The sequence below is a fragment of the Sphingomonas sp. UYP23 genome, assembly GCF_054059235.1.
The window spans coordinates 3,462,436-3,482,567 of record NZ_JBSSBX010000001.1 but is presented as its reverse complement, the minus strand read 5'-3'; the positions used below and the strand labels follow the sequence as shown (position 1 = coordinate 3,482,567).

General features: G+C 65.7%; 18 protein-coding genes and 1 pseudogene. 8 read left to right on the top strand and 11 right to left on the bottom strand.

Features of this window, described 5'->3' with window-relative positions:
- Positions 1-14 precede the first annotated feature (14 nt).
- Both ACVWYO_RS17160 and ACVWYO_RS17155 read right to left on the bottom strand, forming a co-directional pair.
- A complete protein-coding gene (locus ACVWYO_RS17160; protein WP_457352830.1) occupies positions 15-446 on the bottom strand; it encodes a DUF488 domain-containing protein in 432 nt (143 codons plus the stop codon).
- A 42-nt stretch (positions 447-488) separates the two neighbouring features.
- Positions 489-2,195 carry a hypothetical protein gene (locus tag ACVWYO_RS17155; RefSeq protein ID WP_457352828.1) on the bottom strand — a complete coding sequence of 569 codons (1,707 nt, stop codon included), beginning with the start codon at positions 2,193-2,195 and terminating at the stop codon, positions 489-491.
- Between the two features lie 224 nt (positions 2,196-2,419).
- On the opposite strand from ACVWYO_RS17155, the gene trmFO reads away from it, so the two are divergent.
- Complete coding sequence (gene trmFO / locus ACVWYO_RS17150) at positions 2,420-3,733, top strand: methylenetetrahydrofolate--tRNA-(uracil(54)-C(5))-methyltransferase (FADH(2)-oxidizing) TrmFO (RefSeq protein ID WP_457352826.1); 1,314 nt, start codon at positions 2,420-2,422, stop codon at positions 3,731-3,733.
- A 9-nt stretch (positions 3,734-3,742) separates the two neighbouring features.
- On the opposite strand, the gene ACVWYO_RS17145 is transcribed toward trmFO, so the two are convergent.
- Both ACVWYO_RS17145 and ACVWYO_RS17140 read right to left on the bottom strand, forming a co-directional pair.
- Positions 3,743-4,225, bottom strand: a complete 483-nt coding sequence (locus ACVWYO_RS17145; protein ID WP_457352824.1) for an EF-hand domain-containing protein — start codon at positions 4,223-4,225, stop codon at positions 3,743-3,745.
- A 56-nt stretch (positions 4,226-4,281) separates the two neighbouring features.
- Positions 4,282-4,956: a squalene/phytoene synthase family protein gene (locus ACVWYO_RS17140; protein WP_457352822.1), complete on the bottom strand. Its 675-nt coding sequence runs from the start codon at positions 4,954-4,956 to the stop codon at positions 4,282-4,284.
- A gap of 90 nt (positions 4,957-5,046) precedes the next feature.
- Between ACVWYO_RS17140 and ACVWYO_RS17135 the strand changes: the two genes are divergently transcribed.
- Genes ACVWYO_RS17135 through ACVWYO_RS17125 form a run of 3 tightly spaced genes read left to right on the top strand, consistent with a single transcriptional unit; the run spans position 5,047 to position 8,215 of the window.
- The gene (locus tag ACVWYO_RS17135) at positions 5,047-6,936 is read left to right on the top strand and encodes a TadE/TadG family type IV pilus assembly protein (protein ID WP_457352820.1); all 1,890 of its coding nucleotides are present in this window, start codon (positions 5,047-5,049) and stop codon (positions 6,934-6,936) included.
- A 53-nt stretch (positions 6,937-6,989) separates the two neighbouring features.
- Positions 6,990-7,550 (top strand): TadE/TadG family type IV pilus assembly protein, encoded by a 561-nt coding sequence (locus tag ACVWYO_RS17130; protein ID WP_457352818.1) that lies wholly within the window; start codon positions 6,990-6,992, stop codon positions 7,548-7,550.
- Entirely contained in the window at positions 7,547-8,215 is a 669-nt protein-coding gene (locus tag ACVWYO_RS17125; RefSeq protein ID WP_457352816.1) for a TadE/TadG family type IV pilus assembly protein, read from the top strand. Before ACVWYO_RS17130 ends, ACVWYO_RS17125 begins: the two co-directional genes overlap by 4 nt.
- Before the next feature lie 45 nt (positions 8,216-8,260).
- Here ACVWYO_RS17125 and ACVWYO_RS17120 read toward each other — a convergent pair whose 3' ends face one another.
- Together ACVWYO_RS17120 and pdhA are read right to left on the bottom strand one after the other, a co-directional pair.
- Entirely contained in the window at positions 8,261-9,676 is a 1,416-nt protein-coding gene (locus ACVWYO_RS17120; protein ID WP_457352814.1) for a pyruvate dehydrogenase complex E1 component subunit beta, read from the bottom strand.
- Positions 9,676-10,722, bottom strand: a complete 1,047-nt coding sequence (gene pdhA, locus ACVWYO_RS17115) for a pyruvate dehydrogenase (acetyl-transferring) E1 component subunit alpha (protein WP_140849679.1) — start codon at positions 10,720-10,722, stop codon at positions 9,676-9,678. The genes ACVWYO_RS17120 and pdhA overlap by 1 nt, the downstream gene beginning before the upstream one ends.
- 298 nt (positions 10,723-11,020) lie before the next feature.
- Here pdhA and ACVWYO_RS17110 point away from each other — a divergent pair, with 298 nt between their 5' ends.
- The 3 genes from ACVWYO_RS17110 to ACVWYO_RS17100 all read left to right on the top strand — a co-directional run bounded on the left by ACVWYO_RS17110 (position 11,021) and on the right by ACVWYO_RS17100 (position 14,732).
- Positions 11,021-12,304 (top strand): MFS transporter, encoded by a 1,284-nt coding sequence (locus tag ACVWYO_RS17110; RefSeq protein ID WP_457352811.1) that lies wholly within the window; start codon positions 11,021-11,023, stop codon positions 12,302-12,304.
- The gene (gene cysK / locus ACVWYO_RS17105; RefSeq protein ID WP_457352809.1) at positions 12,301-13,221 is read left to right on the top strand and encodes a cysteine synthase A; all 921 of its coding nucleotides are present in this window, start codon (positions 12,301-12,303) and stop codon (positions 13,219-13,221) included. Before ACVWYO_RS17110 ends, cysK begins: the two co-directional genes overlap by 4 nt.
- Before the next feature lie 152 nt (positions 13,222-13,373).
- A complete protein-coding gene (locus ACVWYO_RS17100; protein ID WP_457352807.1) occupies positions 13,374-14,732 on the top strand; it encodes a cell wall hydrolase in 1,359 nt (452 codons plus the stop codon).
- Between the two features lie 101 nt (positions 14,733-14,833).
- Here the strand turns inward: ACVWYO_RS17100 and ACVWYO_RS17095 are convergent, their stop codons facing one another.
- From ACVWYO_RS17095 to ACVWYO_RS17075, 5 genes and pseudogenes are all read right to left on the bottom strand, one after another.
- On the bottom strand, positions 14,834-16,636 hold the full coding sequence (locus ACVWYO_RS17095; protein WP_457352805.1) for an acyl-CoA dehydrogenase C-terminal domain-containing protein: 1,803 nt from the start codon (positions 16,634-16,636) through the stop codon (positions 14,834-14,836).
- Positions 16,636-17,055, bottom strand: coding sequence for a MerR family transcriptional regulator (locus ACVWYO_RS17090; protein WP_457352803.1), 420 nt, complete (start codon positions 17,053-17,055; stop codon positions 16,636-16,638). Before ACVWYO_RS17090 ends, ACVWYO_RS17095 begins: the two co-directional genes overlap by 1 nt.
- Before the next feature lie 37 nt (positions 17,056-17,092).
- The gene (locus ACVWYO_RS17085) at positions 17,093-17,605 is read right to left on the bottom strand and encodes a hypothetical protein (protein WP_457352801.1); all 513 of its coding nucleotides are present in this window, start codon (positions 17,603-17,605) and stop codon (positions 17,093-17,095) included.
- Between the two features lie 47 nt (positions 17,606-17,652).
- Entirely contained in the window at positions 17,653-18,015 is a 363-nt protein-coding gene (gene hisI, locus ACVWYO_RS17080) for a phosphoribosyl-AMP cyclohydrolase (protein ID WP_457352799.1), read from the bottom strand.
- A 225-nt stretch (positions 18,016-18,240) separates the two neighbouring features.
- Positions 18,241-18,447: pseudogene (locus tag ACVWYO_RS17075) on the bottom strand (DUF7218 family protein); the annotation flags it as partial.
- A gap of 167 nt (positions 18,448-18,614) precedes the next feature.
- Here ACVWYO_RS17075 and purF point away from each other — a divergent pair.
- Positions 18,615-20,084 carry an amidophosphoribosyltransferase gene (gene purF / locus ACVWYO_RS17070; RefSeq protein WP_457352797.1) on the top strand — a complete coding sequence of 490 codons (1,470 nt, stop codon included), beginning with the start codon at positions 18,615-18,617 and terminating at the stop codon, positions 20,082-20,084.
- The last annotated feature ends 48 nt before the right edge of the window (positions 20,085-20,132 follow it).

Sequence of the window (20,132 nt, the reverse complement as noted above, 5' to 3'; positions counted from 1 at the left end):
AAGCGTTGCGGCGATCAAGCGAACAGGTCGATCACTTCGGCATCGGCGGCTTCGGCCTCGAGCAGCAGCGTACGATGGCAATGCGCCGGGTCGCGTTCGAAGCAGAGCAAGGCGCTCGGCTTCTCCGCCGCGAGCTCCAGCATCCGGGCGGTTTGCGCCTGCGCTTCGGGCAGGACGAGCTGTTCGGCATAGACCGCCTCGAGCGTCGCGACATCGCCCTTCTTCGCCGCGTCGCGCCCGCGCTTGGGCGTGCCGAGGGCTTTCAGATGGACATAGTCGATCCCCGCCTCGGCCAGCGATGCGGCAAGCGACGTCTTCGAAAACCCCGGCCGGCGCGACAACGGCAGCGCACGGACGTCGATCACGCGGGCAACGCTCGCTTTGGTCAGCGCGTCGATGAACGCCCCCATCGTCGTCGCTTCATAGCCGATCGTATAGATTTTCATGGCAGCTCCTCGCCCCCTATGTCGGGACGAGCCCGCGCGCGATCAACGCGCGGCGTGCTGCGCCGATCCGGCGGTCGCCAGCAGCGTCTGCGCTACCGTCTTTTCGGGCGAGTCGTACCCCCCATACAGCACCGGCATCAGCACCTGCCGCGCGAGGTCGGCATGGCCCTGCCGCAGCAATTCGCGCGCGAGCGCGACCCGCGGCCCCGGCGCGGCGGGCACGGCTTGCGTCACCTTGACCAGCCCGAGCACCGCCTGGTCCGGAACCGGATCGCCCGCCTCGGCATAGCTGTTGAAGAAGGCGAGCAGCGGAAGCGGCGTGTCATTGTCGATCCGCAGTGCGCGGACGATCGGCACGCGCGCCGCCTTGAGCCCGCGCGCGCGATCGCTCGCCGGCCCCGCCAGCGCCTGATGCGTCAGCGCGATGCCCTTCCACGCCAGCGCACGGATATTGTCGGGCGTCTTGGCGAGCACACGCTCGGCCGAGTCGAGACAGGCGTCGTTCTGCCCGGCACGGCATTCGACCTCGGCCTCGGTCAGCAGCGCTTCGGCACTATAGGGCAGCTGCGCCACGGTATCGTGGAGCTGCGCCACCCAGGCGCCGTCGCTCGTCCCAGCGGCGAGGCGCGTGCCGAGCTCGAGCCGCGCCTCGATCACCGCCGCGCTGCTGCGCGATACGACGTTGATCGTCGGGTCGCCGCCCGGCGGCGGCACCGCGTCGGCGCGCGCGTATTCGGTGCCGCGTTCCTGATAGGCATCGAGATCATGCTGGAGCCGGTTGAGGTCGCCGAATACCTTGGCCGCTTCGGCCAGCGGCACGCCGCGCCCAATCGCGGCCATGTAGCGCGCGAATTGCTGGCTGCGCTCGGGCTTGAGCTGCGAGAACAGGAAGAAATGCGTCAGCAGCCAAGCATGATACGGGGTCCAATGCGCCTTGCCCGCCTCCCCCTCGAGATACGCGCCGGTCAGGATCGGCCGCACCCGAAGCGGGCCATACGCGTAGAACACCTGTCGATAATCGAGCGGATCGCGCGCGTAATCGACCTTACCGTCGCGCCTGACATCGAACGTCGAGTATAACGCGCCGACGCCGTCGAGATACCAGCGCGGATAGGCGGCGGGCATGTAGGTGAGCAGGAAATGTTGCGCGAACGCCGAATAGAGCACCGCTTCCCACTTCCGCGCGATCGGCGGGCGTTTGGCGGTTACCGACATACCGGTGCCCATGCTTCCTTCGGAATCGATCGAACCTGAAGCGTCCTCGACATCGCGATCCTCGGCGAGCGCGGTGGAGAGCTTGATCACCTGGTCGGTCCGCGCGACGGCGAGGACGGGACCGTCCTCACGCGGATCGTAATAGCGCTCGCCCGCGAACGTCGCCGCATAGGGGCCTTCTTCGGAGCGCAGGTTGCGCAGCTTCATCGCCTGAAAGAAATCGGCCGTGTCGACGAGCGTCACTTGCAGCTTGACAGTGTCGTCGGCGGCATCGGTGCGGTGATAGAGCCGCGCCATCAGGGCGTAGAGCCGCTCGAGCGTGTTGGTGACGCGCTTGAGCTCCGCCTCGCTCCCCTTGCTCGTGACGATGACATGCGCCGACTCGGCGCGCCGCCATGCGCTCGGTGCATCGACCGCACCTTGGACGACAATGTCGGGCCCGGTCTTGGCCTGGACCGGCGGCTGCTGCGCCGCGCCAGGTGTCGCGACACTCCACCATATCGCCCCTGCGGCAAGATACCGACCGATCGCCATGACACGACTCCGTAGGTGGCGGCTTTCGACCGCGAGGAATGTTCGTCAAGCGCAACCATATCGCGCGGCCGACGCGGGCGGTAGAGGGCGCGCGCACTAAGCCACTAAATTCATGTGTGAACTTTATGTCATGTCGTGAACGCATCCGCGGCGGCGGGGGGCCAGCGCTCGCTCCGACTGCACGGCCTTTGCCACCCCGCGCCGCAGCCGCTATCAGCCAGCGCATGACACACGACGTACACATTATCGGCGGAGGCCTAGCGGGCTCCGAAGCCGCCTGGCAGCTCGCCGAGGCTGGCTTCAAGGTGAAACTCTCCGAAATGCGTGGATCGGGCGAGATGACCCCGGCGCACCAGACCGACGGCCTGGCCGAACTGGTCTGCTCGAACAGCTTCCGCTCGGACGATGCGACGAGCAACGCGGTCGGGCTGATCCACCAGGAAATGCGCACGCTCGGCTCGCTGATCCTGCGCGAGGCCGACGTCCACAAGGTTCCCGCGGGCTCCGCGCTGGCGGTCGATCGCGATCGTTTCTCGGAGGGCGTCACCGCCGCGCTGATGGCGCACCCCAACATCACGGTGGTGCGCGAACGCGTCGATGCCCTGCCCGAGACCGGCATGACGATCGTCGCGACCGGTCCGCTCACCGCGCCCGCGCTCGCCGAGACGATCGGCACTGCGACCGGCAAGGATGCGCTCGCCTTTTTCGATGCGATCGCGCCGATCGTCCATTTCGACAGCATCGACATGGAGACCGCCTGGATGGCGTCGCGGTGGGACAAGGGCGATACGAAGGATTACATCAACTGCCCGATGACGAAGGACGAATATCTCGCCTTCCACACCGGGTTGATCGACGGCGAGAAGACCGAGTTCAAGGAATGGGAGCACGTCCCCTATTTCGAGGGCTGCATGCCGATCGAGGTCGCCGCGTCGCGCGGTGTCGATACGCTGCGCTACGGACCGATGAAGCCCGTCGGGCTCGATGATCCGCGCACCGGCCGCTGGCCCTATGCCGTGGTCCAGCTGCGCCAGGACAATGCCTCGGCCACGCTGTGGAACATCGTCGGCTTCCAGACCAAATTGAAGCATAGCGAGCAGGTCCGGCTATTTCGCACGATCCCGGGTTTGCAGAATGCCGAATTCGCGCGCCTCGGCGGGCTGCACCGCAACACCTTCATCCGATCGCCCGAACTGCTCGACCCGACGTTGCGGCTGAAGGCGCGGCCGAACATCCGCTTCGCCGGGCAGATCACCGGCTGCGAAGGCTATGTCGAGAGCGCGGCGATCGGGCTGCTCGCCGGACGATTCGCCGCCGCCGAGCTTGGCGGTGCGGCGATGCCCCCGCCCCCGGTCGAGACCGCGCTCGGCGCGTTGCTGCACCATATCACCGGCGCAGCCGTCGCCGAGACGTATCAGCCGATGAACGTCAATTTCGGCCTGTTCCCGCCGATCGCAGGCCGCACCAAGAAGGCCGATCGCAAGAAGATGTACACCGACCGCGCGCGCGACGCGCTGACCGCCTGGATGGCCGCCTAACGCCGGCGGTCAACTGTCCTCACCGTTCGCCGGCGCCTCGTCCTTGGCCGCCGGCGGACAATCGCGCCGCACGCGAGGCGGCTTGCGCTTGACCGCGGTCTTGGCAAATTCGACCGGCGTCATCACACCCGATTTGTCGGCATCGGCACCTGAGAACTTGCCCTCGGCCTTCACCGCCCATTCGTCGAACGACAGCGTGCCGTCATGGTTGACGTCGAGCTTGGCGAACGCCTTGCGCCGGGCCGCGAGATATTCCTCGCGCGTTACCGTGCCGTCGCGATCCTTGTCGTAGCGGTCGAAGCGCTTCTGCTCGCGCGTCTTGTCGCTCGCCTCGGGAACGCTGTCCGGGAGCGCCGCCGCAAACCCTGCCTGCGCCGATGCGGGCGGCGCCAGCGGCAAGGCGGCGACCGAGCGCGCGTTGCGATTGAACACCAGGATTCCTGCCGCAACCAGCGCCAACGTCGCCAGCCCACCCATCAGATAGCGCCACATATCGTCCCCCCACGACTGTCACGGCAGGATAACCCATTCTGGTCTCTGGCGAAAGTCTATCGTCCGGTGATGCGGTGCAGCGCGAGCCGCGCAACCCGCCGCGGCGCGCCATGCGGAACGGCGGCATCGAGCGGCACCGCCAGATCCATCCGCGCAAGCTGCGCCAGCGCACCAAGCGCGCGTCCGGCACGGCTCCAGCGCACCGCCGTCGCCGCCGCGATCGCGCTGGACGCGGCGGTGGCCACGCGGCGCGCGCTCTCGGGGTCGCGCACGTTTCGCGCGAGATCGGCCAGCGCCCATCCCTCCCCCGCAGCTTCGACCGGATCGCGTGGCGAACCACGCAGCAGCGCCTGCGCCGCGACGAACAGGCCGCGACCGCGCGCGGCGGCATGCAGCTGCAGCGCGGCCGTGTCGATCGCCTCGGCCTCGAGCAACGCCTCCCAGCCATCGATCATCGCGGCGAGCTGCGCCCCGCTGACACCGTTTCGCACCACGTCGTCCGCGAGCGCCTGCAACACCGGCTGCGCGGGCGGCGGTGCGCTGTCGAGCGCGGTCAGCGCGGTATGCCACCACGTCAACCGCATCTGCCCGACCAACGGCTCGCGCGTCGTGCGCAGGATCTGGCCGAGCGTATCGTCGAGCGCGAACAGCGCGGCAAGCGAAGCCCGCGCGGGTTCGGGTGCGTAGCTTAACGCCAGCGCCCGTTCGGGGCCGGTTTGATACGTAACCATGTTATTAACCTAGCAGCTTTAATGGACATTACCGGATGTCGCGGCATGCGCGACGTGTGAGGTCGGAAACGAGCAATGCGAGACGGGTGGATGGCGAAGGCAAGCAGCGCGCGCACGACGGAAATCGGGCGTTTGCTCGGATTTCTCTCGCGTCTGCGTCGCGACGTCGCCGGCAACGCGCTCGCGATCATGGCGGCCGCCCTGATTCCGATGGCGGGCATGGTCGGCGGCGCGATCGACATCAGCCGCATGTATATCATCAAGACCCGCATGCAACACGCGTGCGACGCCGGCGCGCTGGCCGGCCGCAAGCAGATGGGCGGCGGGATTTGGGGCACCGACGACAATGCGGTCGCTGAGAAATTCTACGATGGGAACTTCCCGTCGAATGGCTATGGCAGCACCGCGACGACACGGTCGTTTGCGGAAAGCGGCGGGACGGTAATCGGCACCGCCACCGCAACGGTCCCGATGACGCTGATGCGTGTGCTCGGCGTCACGACGCAGACGCTCGCGGTGTCGTGCGATTCGGAAATGCGCCTTCCCAACACCGATGTGATGTTCGTGCTCGACGTAACGGGCTCGATGAATTGCACCGCGTCCTCCACCACCTGCACCAACAACAACGGCGTCCCGGCAGCGGGATCGAAGATCGACGGTCTCAAGACGGCGGTCAAATGTTTCTACGAGATCGTCGCCCGGCTCAAGACCAACGCCACCTGCGCGACCACCAACGCGACCGGGGGTACGGGGAACCAAGTGCAGATCCGCTTCGGGTTCATGCCCTATGCCAGCAACGTCAATGTCGGCTACTCGCTGCCACCGGCCTATCTCGCCGACACCTGGAGCTATCAATCGCGCAAGTTCGTGAGTTCATCATGGAGCGCATGGAGCGCGTACAGCCAGTCGAACAGCACCCAGAACGGCACCTGCACTGTCGCCCATTCCGATACCGCGACGACGCAATACAAGGTCGACAAGACGAGCTCGACGAACCGGTTCGGGAATACGAGCTATTATTGCACCCAATCGTCCCGATCGCTGGTCACGACCTGGCATTACGGCAAGATATCCCAGAACGTCAGCGGCCTGAAAAACGGGACCTCGTGGAACACGAGTCTCAACCTGCCGATCGCCGCGGGCGGCGGCAACCGCTCGGTCGCATGGGGCGGCTGCATCCAGGAACGCCCGACGGTCGCGACCACCAACTACACCCCCATTCCCAGCAACGCCTACGATCTCAACATCGATCTCGTCCCATCCGCTGGAAACAGCAATTCGCTGTGGGGCCCCTCGCTGCCCGACGCGATCTACCTCCGCAACATCGTGAACTATTACAGCCAGGCGACCAATACGGAGAGCGATTCGACGACCGATTACTACAATTCTAGCGACGATTACTGCCCGACGGCTGCAAAAAAACTTCAAAGCTGGAGCGACGCCGCGACGTTTGATCAATATGTCGACAGCTTGGTCGCGCAGGGCAACACCTATCACGACATCGGCATGTTGTGGGGTGCCCGCTTCATGTCGCCGACCGGGATCTTCGCGTCGGAGAACGCCGTCACGCTGCCGAACGGGAGCTATAGCGGCGGCGCCGATATCCAGCGCCACATGATCTTCATGACCGACGGCGATTCCACGTCGAGTCCGTGCGACTACAATGCCTATGGCGTCCCCTTCTACGACCAGAAGCAGACCACTGATGTCGGCGCGGCGACGGACTGCGGCAGCAATCGGCAAGCGTTGATCGACCAGATCAACCTGCGCTTGGCCGCCTTGTGCACCGCGGTGAAGAACAAGAACATCACGCTGTGGGTCATCTCGTTCGGCAACGGCACCAACACCGATACCGAGACGCGCCTGCAGAACTGCGCGACGTCGCCGTCTTATTACTTCAAGGCGGCCGACTCGGCGGCGTTGCAGACGCAGTTCGCCGCGATCGCGAACAAGATTTCCGCGCTGAGGCTTACCAAATGACGCCGCGGGCTCTACGCGCGTCTCGCCTGTATCGCGACACCCGTGGTGCGGCATTGATCGAGTTCGCCATTGTTGCGCCGGTCATGTGCCTGCTGATTATCGGCGGGTTCGATATTGCCCATACGCTGTACACGCGCGCGATCCTGCAGGGCATCGTGCAGAAGGTCGCGCGCGACGCGAGTCTGGAAACGGGAACCGACGCGCAGGTCTCCGCCGCGCTCGACGCCCGCGTCACGGCGCAGGTCTCCGCGCTGACCAGGAATCCGCAGATCGTTTTCAAGCGGCGCTTCTATCGCACCTTCAGTCTGGCGGCCGCCGCGAAGGCCGAGTCGTTTACCGACACCAACAAGAACGGCACCTGCGATGCGGGCGAACCGTATGTCGACGCCAACAACAATTCGATATGGGACGCGGACGGCGGCGATGCCGGCCAAGGCGGTGCGAAGGACCGCACGCTCTACACGGTGTCGGTCACGTATCCGCGCATGTTCCCGTTGTGGCGGTTCCTCGGGACGTCCAGCACCACCACCCTGGTGGCAACCACGATCCTGCAGAACCAACCGTATTCGGACCAGGCGAGCTATGCCACCGCGACCGTGAGAAACTGCCCATGACCCGTTTCGCCACTTTCGTGCTGGACCGGGCGGAGCGGCTCGAACAGAATCGCAGCGGTCTTGCGCTGACCGAATTCGCGTTGCTGCTGCCGGTATTCATCCTGCTCAGCCTGACCGGCGCCGAGATGACGAACTACATCACCACCAAGATGCGGGTCAGCCAATTGGCGCTGCAGCTCGCCGACGATGCCGCCCGGATGGGAACGGGCAGTCAGCTCTCGGCCAAGACGATCAGCGAATCCGACATCAACGACGTCTTCATTGGCGCGAACCTGCAAGCGGGCGAATTGAAGCTGCAGACCAACGGGCGCGTCATCCTCAGCGATCTTGAGCCGACCGCCAACCCGAACACGGCGGGGACCTACAAGATCGGGTGGCAGCGATGCTACGGCGCGCAAACCAGTTACGTGCCGATCTACACGACCAGCACCAAGACCGGTCTGACCGGACTCGGCCCGACGGGTCGGCAAGTCATAACGCCCGACAACAACGCGACCATGTTTGTCGAGGTCTATTATCTCTACACGCCGCTCGTGAAGACGTCGCTGTCGCCGAGCACGTATATCGTCGAATATGCGTCGATGCTGGTACGCGATGCGCGCGATCTTACCGGCGGCAACAGCGGGGTCTATCCGGTTACCGGGGTGACGCCGTCGAGCTGCTGACCTTACAAAAGGGGCCTCTCCCACCAGGAAGAGGCCCCGTTTGTCTCAGCGGTACGTCACCTGCTTCACGGCAGCGATGATCTTGTCGGCGTTGACCAGCATCAGCTTCTCGAGGTTCGCCGCATAGGGCATCGGCACGTCCTCGTTGGTGACGCGCAGCACCGGTGCGTCGAGGTCGTCGAAGCCCTGCTCCATGCACAGCGCCTGGATTTCCGACGCGATCGAGCAGGTCGGCCAGCCTTCTTCCGCCACGACGAGGCGGTTGGTCTTTTTCAGGCTCTTGAGCACCGACTCGGTATCGAGCGGGCGCAGCGTGCGCAGGTCGAGCACTTCGGCGTCGATGCCTTCCGCGGCAAGCTTCTCGGCAGCCTCAAGCGCGAGCCCGACGCCGATCGAATAGCTGACGATGGTCACGTCCTTGCCCTCGCGCATGATCCGCGCCTTGCCGATCGGCAGGACGTGATCGTCGAGCTTGGGCACGTCGAAGGTGCGGCCGTAGAGCAGCTCGTTCTCGAGGAACACGACGGGATCCTCGGTGCGGATCGCTGCTTTCAGCAGACCCTTGGCATCGGCGGCGTCATACGGTGCGATCACGATCAGGCCAGGAACCGAGGCGTACCACGGCGCATAGTTCTGCGAATGCTGCGCACCGACCCGGCTCGCCGCCGCGTTCGGCCCGCGGAACACGATCGGGCAGCGCATCTGGCCGCCCGACATGTAGTTGGTCTTGGCGGCCGAGTTCACGATGTGATCGATCGCCTGCATCGCGAAGTTGAAGGTCATGAACTCGACGATCGGACGGAGCCCGCCCATCGCCGCGCCCGTGCCGATGCCGGCAAAGCCATATTCGGTGATCGGCGTGTCGATCACGCGCTTGTCGCCGAATTCCTCGAGCAGCCCCTGAGTCACCTTGTACGCGCCCTGATACTGCGCGACTTCCTCGCCCATCACGAAGATACGCTTATCGGCGCGCATTTCCTCGGCCATCGCGTCGCGCAAAGCCTCGCGCAGCGTGAGCTTGACCATCTCGGTCCCCTCGGGGATCGCGGGATCGCTGACCTCGGCCTTGTGCTCGGCGGCCTTCTCGAGCTGGTGCGTGCCGGTGTCGACCTTCTTGGACTCCGGCTCGGGCGTCGCTTCGGCCTTCTGCTCGGCGGGCTGATCAGGCGCGGGCGCTGCGGCTTCGGACTTGCCTTCGCCGGTCGCGGCGGGCTCTTCACCCTCCATCGTCAGCGTCGCGATGACGGTGCCGACCTTCACGTTATCGGTGCCCTCGGCGACGAGGATCTTGCTGATCGTCCCTTCGTCGACGGCTTCGAATTCCATCGTCGCCTTGTCGGTCTCGATCTCGGCCATGATGTCGCCGGACTTGACGACATCGCCTTCCTTGACGAGCCATTTGGCGAGCGTGCCCTCCTCCATCGTCGGGGAAAGCGCGGGCATCTTGATTTCGACGGACATCAGTATTTTTCCACCAGAATGTCGGTGTAGAGTTCGGCCGCCTCGGGTTCGGGCGCCTGCTCGGCAAAGTCGGCGGCTTCGTTGACGATCTTGCGGATCTCCTGGTCGACCGTCTTGAGCTCGGCCTCGGTCACGCCCTGCGCGTCGAGCAGCTTCTTGACGTGATCGATCGGATCCGACTTGTCGCGCACCGCTTGGACTTCGTCGCGCGAGCGATACTTAGCCGGATCGGACATCGAATGGCCGCGATAGCGATAGGTCTTCATCTCGAGGATGATCGGCCCCTTGCCGGCGCGGACCCAGGCGAGCGCTTCCTCGGCGGCACCGCGGCACGCCAGCACGTCCATGCCGTCGACCTGGATGCCCGGGATGCGGAACGATTCGCCGCGGCGGAACAGCTGGTCCTCGGCCGACGAGCGATTGACGCTCGTGCCCATCGCGTACTCATTGTTCTCGATCACATAGATGATCGGCAGCTTCCACAGCTCGGCCATGTTGAAGCTTTCGTACACCTGGCCCTGGTTCGACGCACCGTCGCCGAAATAGGCCATGGCGACGCCGCCATCCTCGTTATATTTGTGCGCGAACGCGAGGCCCGTGCCGAGCGACACCTGCGCGCCGACGATGCCGTGCCCGCCGTAGAACTTCTTCTCGGTCGAGAACATGTGCATCGAGCCGCCCTTGCCGCGGCTGATGCCGGCGCCACGCCCGGTCAGCTCGGCCATGATCACCTTGGGATCGATGCCGTAGGCGAGCATGTGGCCGTGATCGCGATACCCGGTAATGACCGAGTCCTTGTCACCATCAAGGCCCGACTGCAGGCCGACCGCAACGGCTTCCTGGCCGATATAGAGGTGGCAGAAGCCGCCGATCAGGCCGAGGCCATAGAGCTGGCCAGCCTTTTCCTCGAAGCGGCGGATCAGCAGCATCTGTTTGTAGAATTCGAGCAGTTCCGCCTTCGATGCCTCGTACGCTTTGGGCTCGTCGGGGCGCTCGCGGTTGGGCACCGGGGGTAGTGCCTTTACGGCAGCGGGGGCTTTTGCCACGTCTGGAAGACCTCATGACCTAGGGAGAGGGACGCGAGCCTATAGGCGCGATGTTGCGCCGATATCAATCGCTGCTGTCAAAACGATGCACCGGGGTGACGTTTCGTGTTCGCACCCGGTCGTGCCGGAGAGGATCCGGCATCCCCGGGAACGGCCGCCCTGAGCAACGGATCCAGAGCAAGCGGCCCGCCTCGATCCCGGATCACGCGGGGGATGATGGTGGGACAGCGCAAGTTTCGACGGGCGAAGCACATCCTCGATTGCCCCGCCCGCCGCGCACCGCTTAAGGCTGACCGCGATGACCGCCGCCCCCCACCCGCTCCGTATCGCGCAATTCCGTTCCTATTGGGCGGCGCGGTTCGCGATGACGATCGCGCAAAATGCGATGATCATCGTGATCGGCTGGCAAACCTACACGATCGCCCGCACCACCATGTCGCCCGCCGGCGCCGCCGCGCAGCTCGGGCTGATCGGTCTGCTCCAGTTCGTGCCGCTGTTCGTCACGACGCCGATCACCGGCTGGGTCGCCGACCGATTCGACCGGCGGCTGATCACGCGCTGCACCCTCGCATTACAAGTACTCTGCGCGCTCATCCTCGCACTCGTCACCTATTCGGGTGGAATGACGCTGCCGGTGCTGTTTTCGGTCGCGGTGCTGCTTGGGCTCGGCCGCGCCTTCGCTGGCCCGGCGTTCGGCGCGCTCGCGCCCAATCTCGTGCCGCGCGAAGTGCTGCCGACCGCGATCGCGCTGAGTTCGATCTCGTGGCAGGTGGGCACGATCATCGGGCCGGCGCTCGGCGGCTTCGCCTATGCCGCGGCGCCGTGGGGCGCCTATGCGCTGGCAACCGTGCTTTTCGCGGTCGCGCTCGCGGCGATGCTGACGATTCCCCCGGTGCCGCGCTCGATCGCCGCCAACAAGGGCAACCCGCTCCGCCTGATCGGCGACGGACTGGCCTATGTCGGCCAAAACAAGCTGGTACTTGGCGCGATCACGCTCGATCTGTTCGCCGTGTTCCTGGCGGGAACGAGCGCGTTGCTGCCGATCTACGCGCACGATATTTTGAAGGTCGGTCCGCAGGGACTGAGCCTGCTCGCCGCCGCCCCCGCGGTCGGCGCGTCAGTCGTCGCGCTGTTCTTCTCGTTCCGCCCGATCAAGACCAATGTCGGGCCCAAGATGCTCGGCGCGGTGTTGGTCTACGGCGTCGCAACGGTGGTGTTCGGCCTGTCGCAAATCATGGCGCTGAGCCTTGGCGCGCTCGCGGTCGCAGGCGCAGCTGACATGTTCTCGGTCTATATCCGTCAGTCGCTCGTCACCCTCCACACGCCCGACGACAAGCGCGGGCGCGTCGGCGCGGTCTCACAGCTGACCATCTCTGCGTCCAACGAGCTCGGCGAAGCCGAGTCGGGCTTCCTTGCGGCGGCGCTCGGCCCGGTCGGCGCGGTGCTGGTCGGCGGCGGCGGGGCGATTGTCGTTACGCTCCTGTGGACCTATCTCTTTCCCAGCATTCGCAACGCGAAAACCTTCGACCCGCCCAAAAGCGTACAAGATTCGCACGATCTCGAACTGGAGGCCACGCCATGAAAGCCAACACGATCCTCGAAACGATCGGCAACACGCCGCACGTCCGCGTCCAGAAGCTGTTCCCCGGCGCCGAAGTCTGGATCAAGTCCGAACGCTCGAACCCCGGCGGATCGATCAAGGACCGCATCGCGCTCGCGATGATCGAGGCGGCCGAGCGCGACGGCCATCTTCAGCCCGGCGGCACGATCATCGAGCCAACCTCGGGCAATACTGGCGTCGGCCTGGCGATGGTCGCCGCGGTCAAGGGCTATAAGCTCGTGCTCGTCATGCCCGAGAGCATGTCGCTCGAGCGTCGCCGCCTGATGCTGGCCTATGGCGCGACGTTCGACCTGACACCACGCGAGAAGGGCATGAAGGGTGCGATCGAGCGCGCGCTCGAATTGGTCGAGCAGACGCCGAACGCGTGGATGCCGCAGCAGTTCGAGAACCCCGCCAACATCGACGTCCATGTCCACACGACAGCGCTCGAGATCCTCAACGACTTCCGCGATTCGCCGATCGACGTCATCATCACCGGCGTCGGCACCGGCGGGCACATCACCGGCGTGGCCGAGCGGCTCAAGCAGGATTGGCCGAACCTCAAGGTCTATGCAGTCGAACCCGCCGCCTCGCCGGTCATCTCCGGCGGGTCGCCCGGCCCGCACCCGATCCAGGGGATCGGCGCGGGGTTCGTTCCCGCCAACCTCCACACCCAGGCGATCGACGGCGCGATCAAGGTCGATGCCAGCGTCGCCAAGGACATGGCACGTCGCTCGGCGGCCGAGGAAGGGATGCTCGTCGGGATCAGCTCGGGCGCGACGCTCGCCGCGATCCTGCAGAAGCTGCCCGATCTGCCCGAGGGCGTGCGCGTGCTCGGCTTCAACTACGACACGGGCGAGCGCTATCTTTCGGTGCCGGACTTCCTGCCCGAAAGCTGAGCCCGACCGCTCGCCAGCCGGCGACTGCGTTGCGACATGACGATATCGACTCGGCCCGGACTGCATTTCGCTTTCCGGGCCGAATGCGGTAGACGCGCCCGCCGTTCCCGACAGGAGACTTTCGTGCCCGCTTTCTCGCGCCTCCCTCGCCGATGACCAACGACCGCCGTCCGCCCAGTGCGACGCTTCGCGGTATCATCGTGCTGATCGCGCTGCTCGCGGTCGCCGTACCGGCCATGCTGATCCGCTTTGCTCCGCCGCTGGTGCGTCACCATGTCGCGCGCAGCAGCCCGCCGCGGATCGTCCCCGCTGCCGAGGTGCCGGCCGTTGATCCGCTCGCCTTCCAGGATGTGGATCCCGATGACGCCCGGACGTTCAATGCTGGCGTCCCCTTTGTCGACGGCCCCAACCCGCCCGCCCGCCCCTTCACGCTCGATGGCGACGCGCTTCAACGCCAGCGCGCGATCGACTGCATGGCAGCGGCGGTGCTGTACGAAGCCGGCGACGATTCGACCGGCCAGCGTGCAGTGGCCCAGGTCGTCATCAACCGCGTCCGGCACCCCGCCTTTCCCAAGACGATCTGCGGCGTGGTGTTCCAAGGGGCCGAACGGTCAACCGGCTGCCAGTTCACCTTTACCTGCGATGGCGCGCTGGTGCGCAATCACTGGCTCGACGCCCAATGGGCGCGCGCGCGTGCAACCGCGACAGCCGCTCTCAACGGCGCGGTCTTCCCGTTGGTCGGCTATGCGACGCATTACCACACCAATTGGGTCGTGCCCTATTGGCAGTCGAGCCTCGACAAGATCGCCGCCGTCGGGACACATCTGTTCTTCCGCTGGAGCGGCTGGTGGGGCACGCCCGCCGCGTTCAACCGGCACGTTTCGAGCGACGAGCCCGCGATCGCGCAACTCGCGGCCTATTCCGATGCGCATCGCGATGGCGTCGAATTGGCCGTCGGGCAGGTCGCGGGCGCCATGTTCGATCCGATTGCGTCCAAGACGGCGCTGCCGCCACCGCTCGCCGGTGATGGCAACAGCTTCTTGATCGCGCTCGACGATGCGCTCTCGCCCGACGGTTACGCCGTCATGGCACAGCGCACCTGCGGTGATCGGGCGTATTGCAAGGTGATGGGCTGGAGCGATCCGGCAAAGGTCTCCGCCACGCTGCCGCTCAAGCCCGCGCAAATTGCTTCACTGTCGTTCAGCTATCTCCGCGATCGGCAGCATGGATATGACAAGTCGCTCTGGAACTGTCGCGAGTTCCGCCGCCCCAGCCCGACGCAATGTATGAAGGCACAGACGTACCTCGCGACGCCAAAGCCGATCGGCGACGACGAGGTGATTTTCGACGCCCGCGATGCGGCCGCGACGACGGGGCTTTCGACGCCCCCCGCGCCCGAAGGCCTGGCGGGTGTTCGCCGCAAAGCCGATCCGGCGGGCGAATCTGCGGCGGCGGCGACCGGCCGGGTCCCGCCACCACCCAAACCCACGACAGTGTTCGAACCGCGCTGAACCGCGCTATCGAAACCGCCGACGCCGCGGCCGGGGCCGCCGCCGGGACGTCGGCCGCCACGCCGCGGATCCGTTTTCCCCGGACCCGCGGCGATGGCCGATCACGCCGCTACGAACATTTCCGGCGGGATCGCCATCAGCGCTTCGGCGCCAGCCTCGATCTTGCGACGCAGCGCGCCCGCCTCGGGCATGATTCGCTCGGCGAAATACCGCGCCGTCATTAGCTTGGCGTCGAGGAACGCCTGGTCGCCCTCGCCCGCTGCCTTGAGCTTGGTCGCAGCCGTCGCCATCCGCAGCCACATCACGCCCAAACCAACGATGCCCATGATGTGCATGTAGCTGTGCGCGCCGGCGCCGACATTGTCGGGGTTCTGCATGCCGTTCTGCATGAACCACATCGTCGCCGCCTGCAGCTCGCCATTGGCCTTTTCGAGGCGGCTGGCGAAATCAGCGGTCGCCGGATCGGCCTTGCCCGCCGCGACGTCGTCGGCGACGACCTTGAAGAATGCCTGGACCGCGCGGCCGCCGTTCTGTGCGAGCTTGCGCCCGACCAGATCCATCGCCTGGACGCCGTTGGTGCCCTCGTAGATCATCGCGATGCGGGCATCGCGGACATACTGCTCCATGCCCCATTCGGCGATGTAGCCGTGGCCGCCATAGACCTGCTGCGCGTTGGTCGCGACGTCATAGCCCTTGTCGGTGCCGTAGCCCTTGATGACGGGCGTGAGCAGGCCGATCAGGTCCGAGGCGAGCTGGCGCTCTTCCTCGGTCGCGCCGGCATGTTCGAGATCGACCTGCAGCGCGCCCCACAAGCACAATGCCCGAAGGCCTTCGGTCAGCGCCTTGGCTTCCATCAGCATGCGGCGGACGTCGGGATGGACGAACAGCGTGTCGGCCTTCTCGTTGGGCTCCTTGGGACCGGTCAGCGCGCGGCCCTGGCGGCGGTCGTGCGCGTACTGGACCGCGTTCTGATAGGCAACTTCGGCGACACCCAAGCCCTGAAGGCCGACGCCCAAGCGCGCTGCGTTCATCATGATGAACATGGCCGCGAGGCCCTTCATCTCCTCGCCGACCAGCCAGCCGATCGCGCCGTCATAGTTCATCACGCAGGTCGAATTGGCGTGGATGCCCATCTTGTGCTCGATCGAGCCGCACGTGACGGGGTTGCGATCGCCGAGGCTGCCATCGTCGTTGACGAGGAATTTCGGCACGACGAACAGCGAAATGCCCTTCGAGCTTTCCGGCGCGCCCGGGGTCTTGGCCAGCACGAGATGGATGATGTTCTCGGTCAGGTCATGCTCGCCCGACGAGATGAAGATCTTGGTGCCGGTGATCGCATAGGAGCCATCGGCCTGCGGCTCGGCGCGGGTGCGGATGAGCCCCAGATCGGTGCCGCACTGCGGCTCGGTCAGGTTCATCGTGCCGCCCCATTTGCCGCTGACCATGTTGGGGACGTACTTGGCCTTCTGCTCGTCCGAGCCCTTCGCCAGCAGCGCGGCGATCGCGCCGTGCGACAGGCCGGGATACATCGCGAACGCCATGTTCGAGGAGATCATGAATTCCTGGAACGCGGTCGAGACGACATGCGGCATCGCCTGGCCACCGAATTCCTCGGGTGCGCTCAGCGTACCCCAGCCCGATTCGACGAAGGCGTCATAGGCTTCCTTGAAGCCCTTCGGCGTGGTGACCGAACCGTCGTCGTGACGCGTGCAGCCTTCCTGGTCGCCCGAAGCATTGAGCGGGAACAGCACTTCGGCGACGAACTTGCCGCCTTCGTCGAGCACGGCATCGACCACGTCGGGCGTCGCGTTCTGGAAGCCGGCATGGTTGGCATAGTTTTCGAGGCCGACGACATGCTCGAGCACGAAGCGAACGTCGCGAACGGGGGGCGTATATTGGGGCATCAGGCTTCCTTCGGATTGGTGTGTTCGACGAGCTCGATGAACTCGGTCAATTCGGCGATGGCGGCGTCGATGTCGCGCTTCTGCGCATCGAGCAGGGCAACACGGCTGCGGCAGCGCTCGATCGTGACGGCACGCTGTGCGCGGCGTCCGTCGCCGATGTCGTAGAGGTCGATCATCTCGCGGATCTCGGACAACGAGAAACCGACGCGCTTACCGCGCAGGATCCAGGCGAGCCGCGCACGATCGCGCTGCGAATAGATCCGCGCGGTGCCGCGTCGCTCGGGGGCAATCAGCCCCTCATCCTCGTAAAAGCGCAACGCCCGCGCCGTGACGTCGAACTCGGCTGAGAGATCGGAAATCGAGAAATGATCGCGGTCGGGATGACGCTCGATCAGGGCATAGGCGGGACCGGTAGACATGCCGCACAAATAGTTGCCGCTTACGTGAACGTCAAGCCTATCCGCCGCTGCCACAGAGCAGCCGACCGCGCGCATCGCGCAGCGTCGCGGCTTCGGCCACCGACTCGCTCAGCCGCGTGACGTCGAGCGCCGCGATCGACGCGCGCCCGCGGCAGACTTTCTGACAGGCGTCAGGCACGCGCGCCGGAAAAACGATGCGGTCGCCCTCGAAGCGCGCATCGAAGCTGCACCCCGCCGCATCGCCGCCCGCGCCGAGCGTAACGTGGAGCGTATCCCCGCTGCGCGAAACCTCGCCCGAACCACCGCAATTCTGCGTCTCGTCATAGTCGACGAACACGCCGATCCGATAAGCATTGGCGCTGGGCACGATGCACAGGCGATCATTCTCGGTGGCGTACACGCCCGTCAGATCTGTGCTCGCCGGATCGGGAATCACGCCAGCCTGGATCGCTGCGGCTTCGAGGCCCTGCGGCGTCGGCGAGGCGGCCGGATCGGACGTTCCGCTACCGCATGCCGCCAGCGCGACCAGGGCGAACAGCGCACATGCCACCCTCGCCCGCCCCCGCACGGCGCGACCGCGCATGCCAGAGCGCGGCGTCATTCCGCGGGGACCAACCGATCGCCCGCGATACGCCGGTAGAAGCAGCTGCGCGCGCCGGTATGGCAGGCGGGTCCGGCGGGATCGACGAGCAGCCACACCGCATCCTGATCGCAATCGATCCGCATGTCGGCGACGTGGAGCACATGCCCCGACGTCTCGCCCTTTTTCCACAGTGCGCCACGGCTGCGCGACCAGAAATGCGCTTCTCTGGTCTCGACCGTCAGGCGCAGCGCTTCGGCATTCATGTGGGCGAGCATCAGCACTTCGCCTGTCGTGCGGTCGGTCGCGACGGCTGTGATCAGGCCAGAGGCGTCGTATTTCGGGTCCAGCGCTAGGCCGGTTTCGCGGGGATCGGGCATGCGGCTTGCTTAGCGGCCCCGCTGCCGCCCGTCACCCCGCCCTTCACGGTCGCCCCGGCCCGCCATCACCACCACTCCCGCCCCTTCAACACCCTACCCCCGCACCGTCACCCCGGCGAAAGCTGTGGCCTCGTGAAGGCGGGCGCGCGCCTGACCAAGAGACCCAGCTTTCGCTGGGGCGACGGGAATGGGGTGACGGTGGGCGGCGGCGCGCCTGGGTTTCGCTCAACCCTTGCGGATCGCCTGCGCCAATTTGGCCTTGGTCATCTTCGACCGCCCGGCGACCCCGATCGCGCGCACCTCCTTCATCAGATCGTCCTTCGTGCGATCGTCGAGCTCGCTCGATCGATGGTCGATCGTTCCCGCCGCCCTGGCGTTGGCGATTCGCGCCGCCTTGCTCTTCGACGCGCCGTGGCGCCGCAGGTCTTCGTAGAGCGCGTCGTCCTAGACGCTCGGCCCATGATCCTTTGCCATCGCCATCTCCTGCAATCCGCCGAAAACGGGCGATGCGACCAAACGCTCCGCCTGTTGTGACAAAAGCGCGACAAACCGCCGAGCGGTCCCTATATGCCCCGCGAGCGCTACCCCCGAAGGGCGATATGCTGACCACGAATCCACATGAAGACGACACGCTGCACGAAGAGTGCGGCATTTTCGGCATTTCCGGCGCGACCGACGCGGCGCGGCTGGTGGCGCTGGGGCTGCACGCGCTGCAGCACCGTGGCCAGGAGGCGGCCGGTATCACCAGCTTCGACGGGGTGGAATTCCACACCCATCGCGCGATGGGCCATGTCGCGGGCAATTTCGACCGCGAGGACATCATGGTCCCGCTGCGCGGATCGGTCGCCTGCGGCCACGTCCGCTATTCGACCACGGGCGAGACGGCTTTGCGCAACGTGCAGCCGCTGTATGCCGATCTCGCCTCGGGCGGTTTCGCGATCGCGCATAATGGCAATATTTCCAACGCGATGCGGCTGCGGCGCGATCTGGTGCGGCGCGGGTCGATCTTCCAGTCGACCAGCGACACCGAGACGATCATCCATCTCGTCGCGACCTCGAACTACCGCACCACCGTCGACAAGTTCATCGATGCGCTGAAGCGCGTCGAAGGGGCCTATTCGCTGATCGTGATGACCCCCGAGGGCATGATCGCCTGCCGCGATCCGCTTGGCATCCGCCCGCTGGTAATGGGCAAGATCGATGGCCCCGACGGCGGGTCGATCATCTTCGCCTCGGAAACCGTGGCCCTCGACGTGGTCGGCGCGACCTTCGTCCGCTCGATCGATCCGGGCGAACTGGTGATGGTCAAGGGCACCGAGATCACCTCGCACCGCCCCTTCCCGCAGGTCGCGGCGCGGCCGTGCATCTTCGAATATGTCTATTTCTCGCGCCCCGATTCGATTTCGGAAGACCGCAGCGTCTACACCGTGCGCAAAGCGATCGGCGCGCAGCTGGCGATCGAGAGCCCGGTCGATGCCGATCTCGTCATCCCGGTCCCCGATTCGGGTACGCCGGCGGCACTTGGCTATGCGCAGGAGTCGGGCATTCCGTTCGAGCTCGGCATCATCCGCTCGCATTATGTCGGGCGCACCTTCATCCAGCCGAGCGACAAGGTCCGCCACCTCGGCGTCAAGCTCAAGCACAACGCCAATCGTGCGCTGATCGCGGGCAAGAAGATCGTCCTCATCGACGATTCGATCGTGCGCGGGACGACCAGCCTCAAGATCGTCGAGATGATGCGCGAAGCCGGCGCCGCCGAAGTGCATATGCGCATCGCCAGCCCACCGACGCGGCATTCGTGCTTCTACGGCGTCGACACGCCCGAACGCGCCAAGCTGCTCGCCGCAACCAAGAATCTCGAACAGATGGCGGAATATATCAAGGCCGACAGCCTCGCCTTCATCTCGATCGACGGCCTGTACAAGGCGCTCGGCGAGCCGCAGCGCAATGCGATCCGGCCGAGCCATTGCGATGCCTGCTTCACTGGCGATTATCCGACCAGCCTGACCGACCAGGACGACGTGTCCTCGGTCGACCAGTTCGCGCTGCTGGCGGAACGCGTTATCTAACAAACATAGCCCCTCCCCTTTAGGGGAGGGGTTGGGGTGAGGGAAGGA

Excerpts from the sequence above, each read along its gene's own strand:
- ACVWYO_RS17160 (WP_457352830.1), bottom strand. The coding sequence starts at position 446 with ATGAAAATCTATACGATCGGCTATGAAGCGACGACGATGGGGGCGTTC.
- ACVWYO_RS17155 (WP_457352828.1), bottom strand. The coding sequence starts at position 2,195 with ATGGCGATCGGTCGGTATCTTGCCGCAGGGGCGATATGGTGGAGTGTC.
- trmFO (WP_457352826.1), top strand. The coding sequence starts at position 2,420 with ATGACACACGACGTACACATTATCGGCGGAGGCCTAGCGGGCTCCGAA.
- ACVWYO_RS17145 (WP_457352824.1), bottom strand. The coding sequence starts at position 4,225 with ATGTGGCGCTATCTGATGGGTGGGCTGGCGACGTTGGCGCTGGTTGCG.
- ACVWYO_RS17140 (WP_457352822.1), bottom strand. The coding sequence starts at position 4,956 with ATGGTTACGTATCAAACCGGCCCCGAACGGGCGCTGGCGTTAAGCTAC.
- ACVWYO_RS17135 (WP_457352820.1), top strand. The coding sequence starts at position 5,047 with ATGGCGAAGGCAAGCAGCGCGCGCACGACGGAAATCGGGCGTTTGCTC.
- ACVWYO_RS17125 (WP_457352816.1), top strand. The coding sequence starts at position 7,547 with ATGACCCGTTTCGCCACTTTCGTGCTGGACCGGGCGGAGCGGCTCGAA.
- ACVWYO_RS17120 (WP_457352814.1), bottom strand. The coding sequence starts at position 9,676 with ATGTCCGTCGAAATCAAGATGCCCGCGCTTTCCCCGACGATGGAGGAG.
- ACVWYO_RS17110 (WP_457352811.1), top strand. The coding sequence starts at position 11,021 with ATGACCGCCGCCCCCCACCCGCTCCGTATCGCGCAATTCCGTTCCTAT.
- cysK (WP_457352809.1), top strand. The coding sequence starts at position 12,301 with ATGAAAGCCAACACGATCCTCGAAACGATCGGCAACACGCCGCACGTC.
- ACVWYO_RS17100 (WP_457352807.1), top strand. The coding sequence starts at position 13,374 with ATGACCAACGACCGCCGTCCGCCCAGTGCGACGCTTCGCGGTATCATC.
- ACVWYO_RS17095 (WP_457352805.1), bottom strand. The coding sequence starts at position 16,636 with ATGCCCCAATATACGCCCCCCGTTCGCGACGTTCGCTTCGTGCTCGAG.
- ACVWYO_RS17090 (WP_457352803.1), bottom strand. The coding sequence starts at position 17,055 with ATGTCTACCGGTCCCGCCTATGCCCTGATCGAGCGTCATCCCGACCGC.
- hisI (WP_457352799.1), bottom strand. The coding sequence starts at position 18,015 with ATGCCCGATCCCCGCGAAACCGGCCTAGCGCTGGACCCGAAATACGAC.
- purF (WP_457352797.1), top strand. The coding sequence starts at position 18,615 with ATGCTGACCACGAATCCACATGAAGACGACACGCTGCACGAAGAGTGC.